Annotated in this window: 12 protein-coding genes and 1 pseudogene; 7 read left to right on the forward strand and 6 right to left on the reverse strand. The window is 74.3% G+C overall.

Annotated elements, in window-relative coordinates; genetic code table 11:
* Positions 1-3 precede the first annotated feature (3 nt).
* The 3 genes from MRQ36_RS29645 to MRQ36_RS29655 all read right to left on the reverse strand — a co-directional run bounded on the left by MRQ36_RS29645 (position 4) and on the right by MRQ36_RS29655 (position 1,998).
* Positions 4-1,170, reverse strand: a complete 1,167-nt coding sequence (locus MRQ36_RS29645) for a hypothetical protein (protein ID WP_242800037.1) — start codon at positions 1,168-1,170, stop codon at positions 4-6.
* Positions 1,171-1,304: 134 nt separating this feature from the next.
* A complete protein-coding gene (locus tag MRQ36_RS29650) occupies positions 1,305-1,625 on the reverse strand; it encodes a type VII secretion target (RefSeq protein ID WP_242800038.1) in 321 nt (106 codons plus the stop codon).
* A complete protein-coding gene (locus MRQ36_RS29655) occupies positions 1,612-1,998 on the reverse strand; it encodes a YbaB/EbfC family nucleoid-associated protein (protein WP_242800039.1) in 387 nt (128 codons plus the stop codon). Before MRQ36_RS29655 ends, MRQ36_RS29650 begins: the two co-directional genes overlap by 14 nt.
* A 178-nt stretch (positions 1,999-2,176) precedes the next feature.
* Here MRQ36_RS29655 and MRQ36_RS29660 point away from each other — a divergent pair, with 178 nt between their 5' ends.
* The 3 genes from MRQ36_RS29660 to MRQ36_RS34185 are packed head-to-tail and all read left to right on the forward strand — an operon-like array spanning position 2,177 to position 6,360.
* On the forward strand, positions 2,177-3,475 hold the full coding sequence (locus tag MRQ36_RS29660) for an NAD(P)/FAD-dependent oxidoreductase (protein ID WP_242800040.1): 1,299 nt from the start codon (positions 2,177-2,179) through the stop codon (positions 3,473-3,475).
* Positions 3,476-3,488: 13 nt separating this feature from the next.
* On the forward strand, positions 3,489-4,538 hold the full coding sequence (locus MRQ36_RS29665) for a glucose 1-dehydrogenase (RefSeq protein WP_242800041.1): 1,050 nt from the start codon (positions 3,489-3,491) through the stop codon (positions 4,536-4,538).
* A gap of 10 nt (positions 4,539-4,548) precedes the next feature.
* Entirely contained in the window at positions 4,549-6,360 is a 1,812-nt protein-coding gene (locus MRQ36_RS34185) for a glycoside hydrolase family 15 protein (RefSeq protein WP_242800042.1), read from the forward strand.
* 9 nt (positions 6,361-6,369) lie between these two features.
* Here the strand turns inward: MRQ36_RS34185 and MRQ36_RS29675 are convergent, their stop codons facing one another.
* Complete coding sequence (locus MRQ36_RS29675) at positions 6,370-6,540, reverse strand: hypothetical protein (RefSeq protein WP_242800043.1); 171 nt, start codon at positions 6,538-6,540, stop codon at positions 6,370-6,372.
* Positions 6,541-6,658: 118 nt separating this feature from the next.
* Positions 6,659-7,162, reverse strand: coding sequence for a MarR family winged helix-turn-helix transcriptional regulator (locus MRQ36_RS29680; protein ID WP_242800044.1), 504 nt, complete (start codon positions 7,160-7,162; stop codon positions 6,659-6,661).
* A 133-nt stretch (positions 7,163-7,295) separates the two neighbouring features.
* Between MRQ36_RS29680 and MRQ36_RS29685 the strand changes: the two are divergent.
* Positions 7,296-8,120, forward strand: a pseudogene (locus MRQ36_RS29685) (SPFH domain-containing protein); the annotation flags it as partial.
* Positions 8,121-8,224: 104 nt separating this feature from the next.
* Here MRQ36_RS29685 and MRQ36_RS29690 read toward each other — a convergent pair.
* Positions 8,225-9,835, reverse strand: coding sequence for an ATP-binding protein (locus tag MRQ36_RS29690; protein WP_242800045.1), 1,611 nt, complete (start codon positions 9,833-9,835; stop codon positions 8,225-8,227).
* Between the two features lie 267 nt (positions 9,836-10,102).
* On the opposite strand from MRQ36_RS29690, the gene MRQ36_RS29695 reads away from it, so the two are divergent.
* Genes MRQ36_RS29695 through MRQ36_RS29705 form a run of 3 tightly spaced genes read left to right on the forward strand, consistent with a single transcriptional unit; the run spans position 10,103 to position 12,892 of the window.
* Positions 10,103-11,764, forward strand: coding sequence for a serine/threonine-protein kinase (locus MRQ36_RS29695; RefSeq protein ID WP_242800046.1), 1,662 nt, complete (start codon positions 10,103-10,105; stop codon positions 11,762-11,764).
* 54 nt (positions 11,765-11,818) lie between these two features.
* Positions 11,819-12,412 (forward strand): hypothetical protein, encoded by a 594-nt coding sequence (locus MRQ36_RS29700; RefSeq protein ID WP_242800047.1) that lies wholly within the window; start codon positions 11,819-11,821, stop codon positions 12,410-12,412.
* A gap of 15 nt (positions 12,413-12,427) precedes the next feature.
* Positions 12,428-12,892 carry a hypothetical protein gene (locus MRQ36_RS29705; protein ID WP_242800048.1) on the forward strand — a complete coding sequence of 155 codons (465 nt, stop codon included), beginning with the start codon at positions 12,428-12,430 and terminating at the stop codon, positions 12,890-12,892.
* Positions 12,893-12,952 lie beyond the last annotated feature (60 nt).

Below are 12,952 nucleotides of genomic sequence, written 5' to 3' on the forward strand. Positions count from 1 at the left end.
TGCTCAGTCGGGGAGGGTGATGATCCGGTCATCACCGAGGATGATTCGGACCCGCTCGGGTAGTGGCGTGGCCTGTTGCCGGTGCTGTCCGACGGCTCGCCCATAGCCACGGCGGGCATCTTCCTCGGTCAAACCGACGCCACGTCCGTCCATGACCAGTTCCCCTCCACCTTCCTGGGCGACCTGTCTACCTGCCGCCAGGATGTTGCGTCGGACAGCGGTGCTGCCATCACTGTCCAACGTCTTGAACTCGGTGACGATACCCGGATCGTCGGGCCGAGACCGGACCATCGAGTCGGGATTCTTGAGATCCTGGACGTTGTCGATACGTGGTCGTGGGTGGACCATTTCGCCCTCTTGGGCCAAGCGGTCGGCGATGGCACGTTCCTTTGGCTCGAACAGGTCCGCCGGGTCCACTACTCCTGGACTGAACTTATCGCCGAGCGGGCCACGCTGCTTACCCGGATCGAAGTTCGGGTCGTGTACGTGCGAACTGCCGCTCCTGTCCGGTTCCGGAGAGGGACGATGAGACGGGCTCCCCCCGGTCGTGCCGCGAAGCCGGTTCAGGAGTTGCTTGAGCTTGGTGATGAGGTCGGCGAGCTGGTGGACCTTCGGGGCGAGGCGTCGCAGGCTGGCCAGCAGCCCGCGCAGCCACTGCGCGATCTTCGCCGCCCACGCCGCCACCGTCGTGGTGACCTGCTCGACCACCAAAGGAGTGGCGAAGCCGAGGGTGGCGGCTTCTTCGGCCGCGTACCCGATCAGGCGGGAGACGCAGGTGGCGATGGCGTCGCGGACCATGAGCCGGACGGCGGCGATGAGCATGCCGGCGGCCTCGGTGATCAGCGCCATGGTGTCCGCGGCCTGGCCGAGCCCGGCGATCGCCTGCTGTTGTTCGCCGGCCCAGGTGCGGTAGGCCCGGCCGGCGTCGCCACCCCAGCCCGCCACGTCCATCCGCACCGCGCGGCCGAGGCTCTCGGCCTCGTCGCGCAGCGAGCCGGCGACGTTGCGCCAGGTCTGGGCGTGCGCGGCGATCTGCGCGGGGTCGCCGGCCAGCCAGTCCAGGGCCTCGGTGAGCGGCCGGACGTGCTCGATGATCCACGCGACGCCGTACTGGAGGAGGGAGCCGAGCGGGTCGGAGACGAACGCGAGACCGTCCAGGCCGGCGCCCACCACGCCGAGAGTGCCGTCGATCCAGCTGCCGTCGCGGACGCCCGCCCCGATCAGCTGGATGTCCTCGACGATCCAGATTCCGGTCCACGGGTCGGGCGGGCCGTCGGCGGGGGCGGCGACCAGCGGGTTGCTGGTCACGGTCGCTGTCGGAGCCGGTCGAGCGCCGCCTCCGCCCGCGCGTCGGACGCCCGGTAGTGGTCGGCGGCGGTGCGCAGCCGGTCGGCGGTGTCGCCCACCGAACCGGCAGCCGTGCCGACGCCGTCGAGCAGGATCCGGTGGAGCTGGCCGAGCAGCACCGGCACCATGGTGCAGAGCTGGCCGTACGCGTCCGCGCCGAGCCGGGTCGTCTCACCGGCCTGACGGGCCAGGGTCACCGCGTCGGCGATCCGGTCGAGCTGGCCGGCGTGCGCGACCAGGTCCGCCGGGAAGACCTCGATGCCGTCAGCGGGCGGCACCGTCACCGCCGAGCCGCCGGCCGTAGGACTCGACGATGGCCGTGGCCGCCGGGTCGTCCGGGCCCAGGATCTCCCGGGTCGCCGAGGTGACCTGGCGCAGCAGGTCGGCGTACGCGGCGTGGGTGGTGGCGAGCACCTGCTCGGCGGTCCGGGCGGCGGAGGTGGCCCGGACCCGCTCCTCCAGCCGCAGGGCGACCAGTTTCCCGGCCGCGTCCACGGTCGCCTCGACGGTGCGGTCGGGGCTGGTGGCGGTGCCGGTCAGCCGGGCCAGCCGGTCGGCCAGGGCGGCGCTGCGGGTGGCCCGCTCGGACAGCGAGGACTCCCAGTCGTCGACGCGCCGACGCCAGCTCAGCCTCGTCCGTCCACATGTCAACCCTCCCCAGGGGACACCGCCCGCGACACGTTACCAACCGCACCCGGCGCGTCGCTGCCCGTACGGCTCCCGATCAACTCTTGCAGTGTGCAAGGAATTCTCCGGCGCGACGGTTTCCCACCCGGCGGCCCGGGTAGCGACCTTGACGGCGGAGCAGTCGCCCACCGAGGAGGCACCCATGGCACGACCGCACATCGTCATCGTCGGCGCGGGCTTCGCCGGGTTCCACGCCGCGCGCCGGCTGTCCCGGACCGCCCGGGGCCGCGCCGACATCACCCTGGTCAACCCCACCGACTACTTCCTCTACCTGCCGCTGCTGCCCGAGGTGGCCGGCGGCGTCCTCGACCCCCGGCACGTCGCGGTGCCGCTGGCCGGCGCGCTGCCCGGCGTACGGCTGGTCCTCGGCGAGGTGACCGACCTCGACGTGGACGGCCGCCGGATCGGCTACGACGACCCGACCGGCGGGCACGGCACGCTGCGCTACGACCGGCTGGTGCTCGCCGCCGGCAGCGTCAACAAGCTGCTGCCGATCCCGGGTGTCACCGACCACGCGCACGGCTTCCGGGGCATCCCCGAGGCGCTGCACCTGCGTGACCACCTGATCCGGCAGCTCGAACTCGCCGACGCCGCCGACGACCCGGCCGAACGGGCCGCCCGCTGCACCTTCGTGGTGGTCGGGGCCGGCTACACCGGCACCGAGGTCGTCGCCCAGGGACAGCTGTTCACCCGCGAGCTGGCCCGCCGGCATCCCCGGCTGGCCGGCGTGCCGATCCGGTGGCTGCTGCTCGACACGGCCGACCACGTCCTGCCCGGCATGCAGGCCCGGCTCTCCGCCACCGCGGAACGGGTGCTGCGCGAGCGCGACGTCGAGGTGAACCTCGGCGTGTCGGTGCGGGAGGCGACCGCCACCGGAGTGGAACTCACCGACGGGCGGCAGGTGCCGACGCACTCGCTGATCTGGTGCGTGGGCGTGCGACCCGATCCGCTGGCCGAGGCGACCGGCCTGCCGCTGGACCACGGCCGGCTGGTGGTCGACGAATACCTCGCCGTCCCCGGCCACCCGGAGATCCTGGCCTGCGGCGACGCCGCCGCCGTGCCCGACCCGCAGCATCCGGGCCGGGCCACCCCGATGACCGCGCAGCACGCCGTACGCCAGGGCAAGCTGGCGGCCGACAACATCGCCGCCGGGTACGGCACCGGCCGCCGCCGCCCCTACCGGCACCGCGACCTGGGTTTCGTGGTCGACCTCGGGGGCTGGCAGGCCGCCGCCGCGCCGCTGCACGTGCCGCTCGCCGGCCCCCTGGCCCGGGCGGTGACCCGCGGCTACCACCTGGTCGCCCTGCCGGCCGGGCGGGCCCGGGTGGCCGCCGACTGGCTGCTCACCGCGTTCGGCTCCCGGCCGGCGGTCGGGCTGGGCCTGGTGCCCGGCACGGCCGTCCCGCTGGAGACGGCCGCCCCGGAGACCGTCCACCACTGACCGAGGAGAACTGATGCGTGCTCTGACCGTCGTCCCGCAGAAGGCGGACACCGCCGCCCTCACCGAGCTGCCCGATCCGGTCCCCGCCGACGGGGAACTGCTGGTCGAGGGGATCGCCCTGGGCATCTGCGGCACCGACAAGGAGATCGTCGAGGGCCGGTACGGCTGGGCGCCGCCGGGCCGGGACCGGCTGGTGCTCGGCCACGAGTCGCTGGGCCGGGTCCGCCAGGCTCCGGCCGGGGCCGACTTCGCCGAGGGCGACCTGGTCGTCGGGGTGGTCCGCCGCCCCGACCCGGAGCCGTGCGGGGCCTGCGCCCGCGGCGAGTTCGACATGTGCCGCAACGGCCGGTACACCGAGCGCGGCATCAAGGAACGCGACGGCTACGGCAGCGAACTGTGGACCGTCGAGACCGACTACGCGGTGAAGCTCGACCGCCGGCTCGAGCGGGTCGGCATGCTGATGGAACCGACCACGGTGGTGGCCAAGGCGTGGGAGCAGGTCGACCGGGTCGGCGCCCGCTCCTGGTACGCGCCGCGCACCGCGCTGGTCACCGGCGCCGGACCGATCGGCCTGCTCGCCGCCCTGCTCGGCGTGCAGCGCGGCCTCGACGTGCACGTGCTGGACCTGGCCACCGACGGGCCGAAGCCGGCGGCGGTGGCCGCGCTCGGCGGGACGTACCACAGCGAGCCCGTCGCCGACGTCGCCGCGACGCTGCGGCCGGACATCGTCATCGAGGCCACCGGCGTCGGGCAGGTCGTCTTCGACGCGATGGCCGGCACCGCCGCGTACGGGATCGTCTGCCTCACCGGGGTCTCCTCCGGCGGCCGGAAGATCCCGGTGGACGCGGGCGCGACCAACCGCGACCTGGTGCTGGAGAACGACGTGGTGATCGGCTCGGTCAACGCCAACCTGCGGCACTACGCCGCCGCCGCGGACGCCCTCGCCGCGGCCGACCTGGACTGGCTGGAGCGGCTGGTCACCCGCCGGGTGCCGCTGAGCCGCCACGCCGAGGCGCTGACCCCGCGACCGGACGACATCAAGGTCGTTCTCACCCTCGACTGAGGAGGTTCCCGTGCCCCGTCCGATCGAGGACTACGCGCTGATCGGTGACCTGCACACCGCCGCACTGGTCGCCCGGGACGGCTCGATCGACTGGCTCTGCCTGCCCCGTTTCGACTCGCCCGCCTGCTTCGCCGCGTTGCTGGACGACGAGCGGGCCGGCCACTGGCGGATCGCCCCGGCCGGCGGCGGCGCGGCCACCCGCCGCCGCTACCGGGACGACACGCTGCTGCTGGAGACCGAGTGGGACACCCCGCAGGGGAGCGTCCGGGTGATCGACTGCATGCCGCCCCGGGGTGAGGCGGCTGACGTGGTCCGGGTCGTGGAGGGGCTCTCCGGGCGGGTGCCGATGCGGATGGACCTGCGGCTGCGCTTCGACTACGGCCACATCGTGCCCTGGGTACGGCACCACGGCCGGGACCTCGGCGCGGTCGCCGGACCCGACGCGGTGTGGCTGCGGACCGACGTGCCCCTGCACGGCAGCGACGGCGCCACGGTGGCCGAGTTCGAGGTGTCCGCCGGGCAGCGGGTGCCGTTCGTGCTCACCTGGCAGTCCTCGCACCTGTCCCGCCCCACCCCGGTCGACGCCGACACCGCGCTGGCCGGCGCCGAACGGTACTGGCGGGAGTGGATCGGCCGCTGCGCGTACGACGGGCGCTGGTCCGGCCCGGTGCGCCGGGCCCTGATCACCCTGAAGGCCCTCACCTACGCCCCCACCGGCGGCATCGTCGCCGCCGCCACCACCTCGCTGCCCGAGCAGCTCGGCGGCCCGCGCAACTGGGACTACCGCTACTGCTGGCTGCGCGACGCCACCTTCACCCTCCAGGCGCTGCTCGGCACCGGTTACGTCGCCGAGGCCAAGGCGTGGCGGGAGTGGCTGCTGCGCGCGGTCGCCGGCGACCCCGCCGACCTGCAGATCATGTATGCCCTCGACGGCACCCGCCGGATCCCCGAGCAGACCCTGGACTGGCTGGGCGGATACGCCGGCTCCCGGCCGGTGCGTACCGGCAACGCCGCCGCCGAGCAGTTGCAGCTCGACGTGTGGGGGGAGGTGCTGGACGGGCTGCACCTCAGCCGCGAGGCCGGGATCGCCGCCACCGAGGCGGCCTGGGACGTGCAGCGGGCGCTGCTGGACTTCCTGGAGGGCAACTGGCGCCAGCCCGACAACGGCCTGTGGGAGGTGCGCGGCCCGCGCCGCCAGTTCGTGCACTCCAAGGTGATGGCCTGGGCGGGCTTCGACCGGGCGGTGGCCGCGGTGGAGCAGCACGGCCTCGACGGGCCGGTCGACCGCTGGCGGGGGATCAGGGACGCCGTCCACGCGGAGGTCTGCGACCGCGGGTTCGACCCGGCCCGCAACACCTTCACCCAGTTCTACGGCTCGGACGGCCTGGACGCCGCGCTGCTGCTGCTGCCCCGGGTGGGCTTCCTGCCCTGGCACGACCCGCGCGTGGTGGGCACCGTCGAGGCGGTGCGGCGCGAGCTGTGCACCGACGGGTTCCTGCTGCGTTACCAGCCGCAGCACGACCAGAACGTCGACGGGCTGCCCGGCGGCGAGGGTGCCTTCCTGGCCTGCACGTTCTGGCTGGTCGACGCGTTGCACAACACCGGCCGCACCGCCGAGGCGGAGGAGACCTTCGCGCGGCTGCTCGACCTGCGCAACGACGTCGGCCTGCTCAGCGAGGAGTACGACCCGGCCGCCCGCCGGCAGCTGGGCAACACCCCGCAGGCGTTCAGCCTGGTCGGGCTGGTCAACTCGGCCCGTCAGCTCAGCGGCACCAGCACCCGCACCTCCGCCTCGGCGGCCGAGCAGCACACCGCGGCCTGACCGGCCCGATCAGCTCCTGGTGGTCGGCGGTCGCCGGGTGAGCCCTTCGGCGATGCCCTCGATGGTCTGGGCCAGGTAGTCGAAGTCCGGCACGGCGACCCGTTCGGCCCGGTCGTGCAGGTTCTCCGCGGTGACCGTGTCGTCGATCCGGGCCACCTCGTGGCGTCCGTCGCGGTCCATGGTGCGCCTCCCGTCGTCGCGGTGACCGGCGCCGATGCGCCGTCAGCCTTTTTCGTGCACAAGGCCATCATTGCACTGTGCAAGCATTACGGCCAGGGCGACTGACGGGCCGGCTCGCTCAGACCTCCGGGTCCGGCTGGTCCGACGTGGCGAAACCCAGCCACCACTCCTGCTCCGGCAGCTCCCCCGCGGCGGCGGCGAAGGCGGTCAGCGCCTCGGTGACCGCCGGCTGCCAGTACGCCGCGGTGGCCGCGACGATCGCCGACAGCTCGTCGCGCCGCCGGCGGATCACCTCCCGCACCAGGTCCCGGCCGGCCGGCGTCAGCCGCAGGCGGACGACCCGGCGGTCGGTGGTCGACCGGGAGCGGCGTACCAGGCCCTTGCGGATCAGCCGGTCGCACATCCGGGTGCCGGTCGACGGGGCCACCTGGAGCTCGGCGGAGATGTCGACGGAACGCTGCGGGCCCCGGGTCGCGAGCACCACCATCGCCCGGAACTGCGGCAGGGTGACGTCGGCGTCGAGGTCGGCCAGCGAGCGGGCGGCCAGACCGACGAAGGCACGGCTCGCCGCCATCAGCGCCTCCACGGCGGCGGTCTCCGAGCCCCGGGCGGGTGGTTGCATGCGGCCATCATCGCAGCCGGCCCGGGATTCCCGCCGGTCCGCCGCCGGCCGTGGCCGGACCGGGCGAATGGACGCCGCCGCAGCGGGTACGCGCGGCGCCGGGAGGCGGACGCCTCCGGGATCGAGGGGGACAATGGGAGCCGCCGCCGGCGTCGGCCTGGCCGTCGTGATCGTGATCGTGGTGCTCGTGGTGGCGCTGAGCGTACGGCTCGTGCAGCAGTACCAGCGCGGCGTCGTGTTCCGCTTCGGCCGGGTCCTCGACCGCATCCGGCAACCCGGCTTCCACCTGATCATCCCGGTGGCCGACCGGATGGTCCGGGTCAGCATGCAGACCACCGTGATCGGCGTGCCCGCCCAGGGCGTCATCACCCGGGACAACGTCACGCTCACCGTCGACGCGGTCGTCTACTACCGGGTGGTCGACCCGGTGAAGGCGCTGGTCAACGTGCGGGACTACCCGTCGGCGGTGCTCCAGGTCGCGCAGACCGCGCTCCGGTCGGTGATCGGCAAGGCCGACCTCGACACCCTGCTGCGGGACCGGGACCGGATCAACGCCGAGCTGAAGTCGGTCATCGACGCACCCACCGAGAAGCCGTGGGGGCTGCTCATCGAACGGGTCGAGGTCAAGGACGTGGCGCTGCCCGAGGGGATGAAGCGGTCGATGTCCCGCCAGGCCGAGGCCGAGCGGGAGCGGCGGGCACGGGTCATCGCCGCGGACGGCGAGTTCCAGGCGTCCCGCCGGCTCGCCGACGCGTCCCGGGCCATGGCCGACACGCCGGGGGCGTACCAGCTGCGGCTGCTGCAGACGGTGGTGGACGTGGCGGCGGAGAAGAACAGCACCCTGGTCATGCCGTTCCCGGTGGAGCTGCTGCGGTTCTTCGACGAGGTGGCCCGCGGGTCGCGGGAGCAGGCGCCCGGCGGGCAGCCGTCGGCGGCGACCGCCGGATCGGGCCCGCGCGGCTGGGCCACGCCGGTCGGGCCGGTGCTCGGGCCGGTCACCGAGAACGTCGCCGCCGCGGCGGCGAGGGCGACGGCCACCGCGGCCGGTCCGGCACCTGACGCTCAGGCCGGCACCGCCGGCTCCCGCTCGCCCGCCTGCTCCGGTACGACCACCGCCGCCGGTGTCGGCAGGGTGAACACGAACCGGGCCCCGCCCGCGTAATCGTCGTCCAGTCGCAGCGTGCCGCCGTGGTACTCGACGATCTTCTTGCAGATCGCCAGCCCGATGCCGGTGCCGTCATAGGTGCCCCGGGCGTGCAGGCGCTGGAAGATCAGGAAGATCTTGTCGGCGTACCGGGGGTCTATGCCGATGCCGTTGTCCGACACGGCGAACGACCACCCGCTCTCGTCCTGCGCCGCCTCCACCCGGATCCGGGGCGCCCGGTCCGGGCTGCGGAACTTCACCGCGTTGCCGAGCAGGTTCTGCCAGAGCATGGTCAGCAGCGTCGGGTCGCCGTGCACCACCGGCAGCGGATCCGCGTCGATCTCGGCACCCGCCTGCGCGATCGGCCCGGACAGGTTCGACTCGGCCTGCGCGAAGACCTCCCCGAGGTCGACCTCCCGGTCGTCGCCGTAGACCCGCCCGATCCGGGAGAACGCCAGCAGGTCGTTGATCAGGTCCTGCATCCGGGTCGCCCCGTCGACCGCGTACCCGATGTACTGCCGGGCGCGCTCGTCGAGCTGCTCGCCGTAGCGGCGCTGGAGCAGCTGGCAGAACGACGCCACCTTCCGCAGCGGCTCCTGCAGGTCGTGCGAGGCCACGTAGGCGAACTGCTCCAGGTCCTCGTTGGAGCGACGCAGCTCGGCCGCCTGCTGCTCCACCGCGTCCCGGTCCCGCCGGCTGGCCATCAACGCGTCGACCACCCGCTGCCGCATCGACTCCACGTCGTCGGTGAGCCGGGCGATGTCCGCCGGTCCCTCCGGGCGCAGCCGGTGGTCGAAGTCGCCGCCGGCCACCTGCCGTACCGACGCGCCGAGCCGGCCGAGCGGGCGCAGCACCGTGGTCCGCACCAGCACCGAGATCACGATGCTGGAGACCAGCAGCGTCGCCAGGACCGCCGCGAGGAGCAGGTTCCGCACCGTCCGCGCCCGGTCCAGGTCCGCCCGCCCGGCCGCCTGCGCCCGCTCCAGCCGGCCCTCCAGGTCGGTCATCGCGGTACGGGCGGCGTCGAAGGCGCGCCGGTCGGGCTCCATCGACGGCATCAGATCCGCCGTGGCCGTCCCGGCGCGTCGGGCGGCGATCAGCAGGTCCGCGTATTCCGCCCGCCACCGGTCCGCCAGCACCAGGGCCGCGTCCAGGTCGCGCCGCGACCCCGGGTCGTCGGCGAGCAGGCCACGCAGCCGGGCCACCGTCGCGCGTTCGGTCGCCACCCCCAGGAAGTACGGCTCCAGCAGCTCCCGGTTGCCGGTGATGACATACCCGCGCACGGCCGCCACCTGCTGCAACAGATTGCTCTCCAGCCGGCCGACCTCGTCGCGGGCCGGGCAGACCCGGTCCGCCAGCCGGTTCGCCGCCGCCGTCGTACGGGACAGGGCCACCGCGCCGACCGCGCCACCGGCGAGCACCAGCACCGTCATCGTCAGCATCATGACAGTCAGCCACCGGTCGGTGGTCATCCGCGCCCGCCGCCCGACACCGGCTTCCGATGCGCTGGCCGCTCCATAGCTGGTCACGCGCGCACACTAACCGAGAACGGGGATGCCGTCGCGCCGGAGGACCGGTTGCCGCGGTCTGCTACCCGTGACAGGTGTGTCCGTAACTGACCACACGCACCCCCGGCCCGCCGCGCCGCCGCGAAGGCCCCGGCCCGACCTGTCCCCGGCGGACGTCCGGGCAGCGGAAGCACCCGTTGCGCCGATGGACGGCAGCTTCGGCAGGGCCAGAATGATCAGTGTGGTGGCGACGAGCAGCCGCCCGTGGATCGTCGTGGAGAACGTCGCATGAGCGGCTGGCAGTTGTCCGGCTACACCCCGGTCCGTCGACTCGGCGCGGGCGCGTCGGGCAGCGTCGTCCTCGCCACCCACGACGACACCGGCACCCCGGTCGCCATCAAGTACCTCATCCGGAGCATCGGCGAGGACCCGTCGTTCCGTACCGCGTTCCGCGCCGAGGCGCGGCTGCTCGGCGAGATCGACGACCCGCACGTCTCCCGGCTCTACGAGTACGTCGAGTCGGCCGAGGGCGCGGCCATCGTGATGGAACTGGTCAACGGCGTGTCGCTGCGGCAGATGCTGCGCGAGCACGGCGCGACCACCCCGGAGGCGGCGCTCTGCGTCCTCAAGGGGTCGCTGGCCGGACTGGCCGCCGCGCACACCCACGGGGTGGTGCACCGCGACTACAAACCCGAGAACGTCCTGGTCACCGGTGCCGGGCTGAGCAAGCTCGCCGACTTCGGCATCGCCATGCCCATCGGCGAGGGCTCCGACACCACCGTCTCCGGCACGCCCCGCTACATGGCGCCGGAACAGTGGACCGGCGCCCCGGCCAGCCCCGCCTGCGACATCTACGCCGCCACCGCCACCTTCTTCGAGTGCCTCACCGGCCGCCCCCCGTACGACGGGCGGGACCTGCTCACCCTGCGCCGGCAGCACGCCACCGCGCCGATCCCCACCGACCCGGCACCCGGTCCGGTGCACGAGCTGCTGCGCCACGGGATGGCCAAGCAGCCCACCGAACGGCCCCAGCCCGCCGGAGTCTTCATCGAACTGCTGGAACGGGTGGCCGCCGGGGCGTACGGCGAGGACTGGGAGGAGCGCGGGGTCCGCGAGCTGGCCCGCCGTGCCGCCCTGCTCGCGGCCCTGTTCCCCTTCCCCGACGGCACGGGCGGGGCCACCAGCCTGGCCAGCACCGTGGTCGGCGAGACCGGCGGCGGCATGCGCCGGTCGGCGTTCCGGCAGGGTCGCCGCCGGACCGCCGTCGTCGCCGGCGCGGCGGTGGTCGCGGCGATGCTGGTGGGCGGCGCGAGCTACAGCTACGCCTCCCGCAGCGAGCCGTCCGCCGCCGGCGGGCGCCCGGACCGGTGGGCAGCGCGCCGACCGCCGCCGGCACGCCGATCGCCGCCCCCGGCGGTCACCGAGCCGCCGACCCCGTCACCGAGTGCCACCCCGTCCGTGCCGCCGACCCCGTCGCCCACCGGGGCGACCCCCGGCGGCACCCCCGACCCCACCCGCACGGTCCGGCCGTCCCGGACCCCGGTCCGCACCCGCACACCGTTACCGACCCCGACGACCAGCACCTCCCCGCCACCGCCGCCGGACGTCACCGCGCCGTCGGTGGCCGGGGTCAGCGCCAACCCGGGGGAGCTGGAACCGCGCGGCTGCCCGTACGGCTACAAGTCCGCCACCGTCACCGCCACCGTCACCGACGACCGCGCCGCCGGGTTGACGGTCAGCTTCCGTTACACCCTGGAGGGGGTCACCGGCACGGTCCGGATGAGCTCCGCCGGGCGCGGCGTCTTCTCCGGCACGCTCGGGCCGCTGTCCACGCCGAAGCAGAGCAGCCGCATCCCGATCCACGTCACCGCCGTCGACGCCGCCGGCAACTCGACCACCTCGGCGTCGCCGGTGTACGTGACGCTCTACAACTACTGCACCCCCGGCTAGGAGTTCGACCGTGTCATCGTTCGACAGTTCCACCACCACCCGGGTACGGCTGCGGTGACCCCGCCGGAGGAGCCCACCGAGGCGCTGCCGACCCGCGCCGTGCCACTGCCGGCCGCCCCCACCGACCCGGACCGCACCCACGCGCTCGGCGCACCCGACGCCACGGTGCACCTCGCCGGCGTCGACCAGACGGTGCAGCTCGGCGGCGTCGACGAGACGGTGCACCTGGCGGCACCCGACGCCACCGCCTACCTGGGATCGCCGGACGCCACCGACTACCTGGGGTCGCCGGACGCCACCGGGCACCTCGCCCCGACCGACGGCACGGTGCGGCTGACCGGCGACGACGCCACGGCGTACCCGGCATCGTCCGAACCGACGATGTACCGGGGGAGCGGGGAGAGCACCGTCCACCTCGCGGGGCCCGACGCGACCGTGCACCTGGGCCGCGCGCCGACCGGCGGCATCGGGCCGACCACGCACGTCCCGGGCCGGCACGCACCTCGCCACCGGTGGCCCGACGGGACCGGCCGCCACCGGGCAGGCCACCTCGGCGTACCGGTCGGCGGGCGTCCCCTCGGCGTACCCCAGTGGGCCGGCCGGCGCGCGGACCACGCCCGGCGACGTGCGGCCGGCACCCGGCGGTGAGGTGCGCTTCGTCCGGTGCCCGCCACCCGCCGGCCGCGCCGGCCTGGCCCACGCCGGCGCGGCGCCGCCGCCCGCTGGCGGCGGGTCGTCTCGGTGCTGTCCACCCTGCTCACCGTGGCGCTGCTGGTCGCGGTGGGGTTCTATCTGTGGCAGCGGATCAGCCCGCTGGAGGTCGAGGGGGTGACGGTGGCCGTGCCGCAGCCGGCCGGCGACCGGTGCGACGTCACCGTCGACGTCGTGGCGACGGTACGCACCAACGGCCGCGGCGGGGTCCTGCGCTACCAGTGGTTCCGCTCCGACGCCGCGCCGGGCAGCCTGCTCAGCGAGCGGGTCGGTCGAGGTCAGCGGACGGTCACGCTCACTCTCAAGTGGACCTTCAGCGGGGTCGGCGCGACCCGGGAGACGGCCACCGTCAACATCATCGAGCCGTCGCCGGTGCAGGCCGGCACCGCCGTGGACTACCGCTGCCGACGGAGGTGAGGGCGTTTCCCCAGCAAGCGGTTCGGGTAGGGGGCGGTCGACAGACCTGGACACCCGCAT

This window comes from Micromonospora sp. R77, assembly GCF_022747945.1.
In the GTDB taxonomy this organism is placed as follows: domain Bacteria; phylum Actinomycetota; class Actinomycetes; order Mycobacteriales; family Micromonosporaceae; genus Micromonospora.

What these genes read in the sequence shown, in the direction of transcription:
- MRQ36_RS29660 (WP_242800040.1), top strand. Translation starts at nt 2,177, where the DNA reads ATGGCACGACCGCACATCGTCATCGTCGGCGCGGGCTTCGCCGGGTTC.
- MRQ36_RS29675 (WP_242800043.1), bottom strand. Translation starts at nt 6,540, where the DNA reads ATGGACCGCGACGGACGCCACGAGGTGGCCCGGATCGACGACACGGTC.
- MRQ36_RS29680 (WP_242800044.1), bottom strand. Translation starts at nt 7,162, where the DNA reads ATGCAACCACCCGCCCGGGGCTCGGAGACCGCCGCCGTGGAGGCGCTG.
- MRQ36_RS29665 (WP_242800041.1), top strand. Translation starts at nt 3,489, where the DNA reads ATGCGTGCTCTGACCGTCGTCCCGCAGAAGGCGGACACCGCCGCCCTC.
- MRQ36_RS29695 (WP_242800046.1), top strand. Translation starts at nt 10,103, where the DNA reads ATGAGCGGCTGGCAGTTGTCCGGCTACACCCCGGTCCGTCGACTCGGC.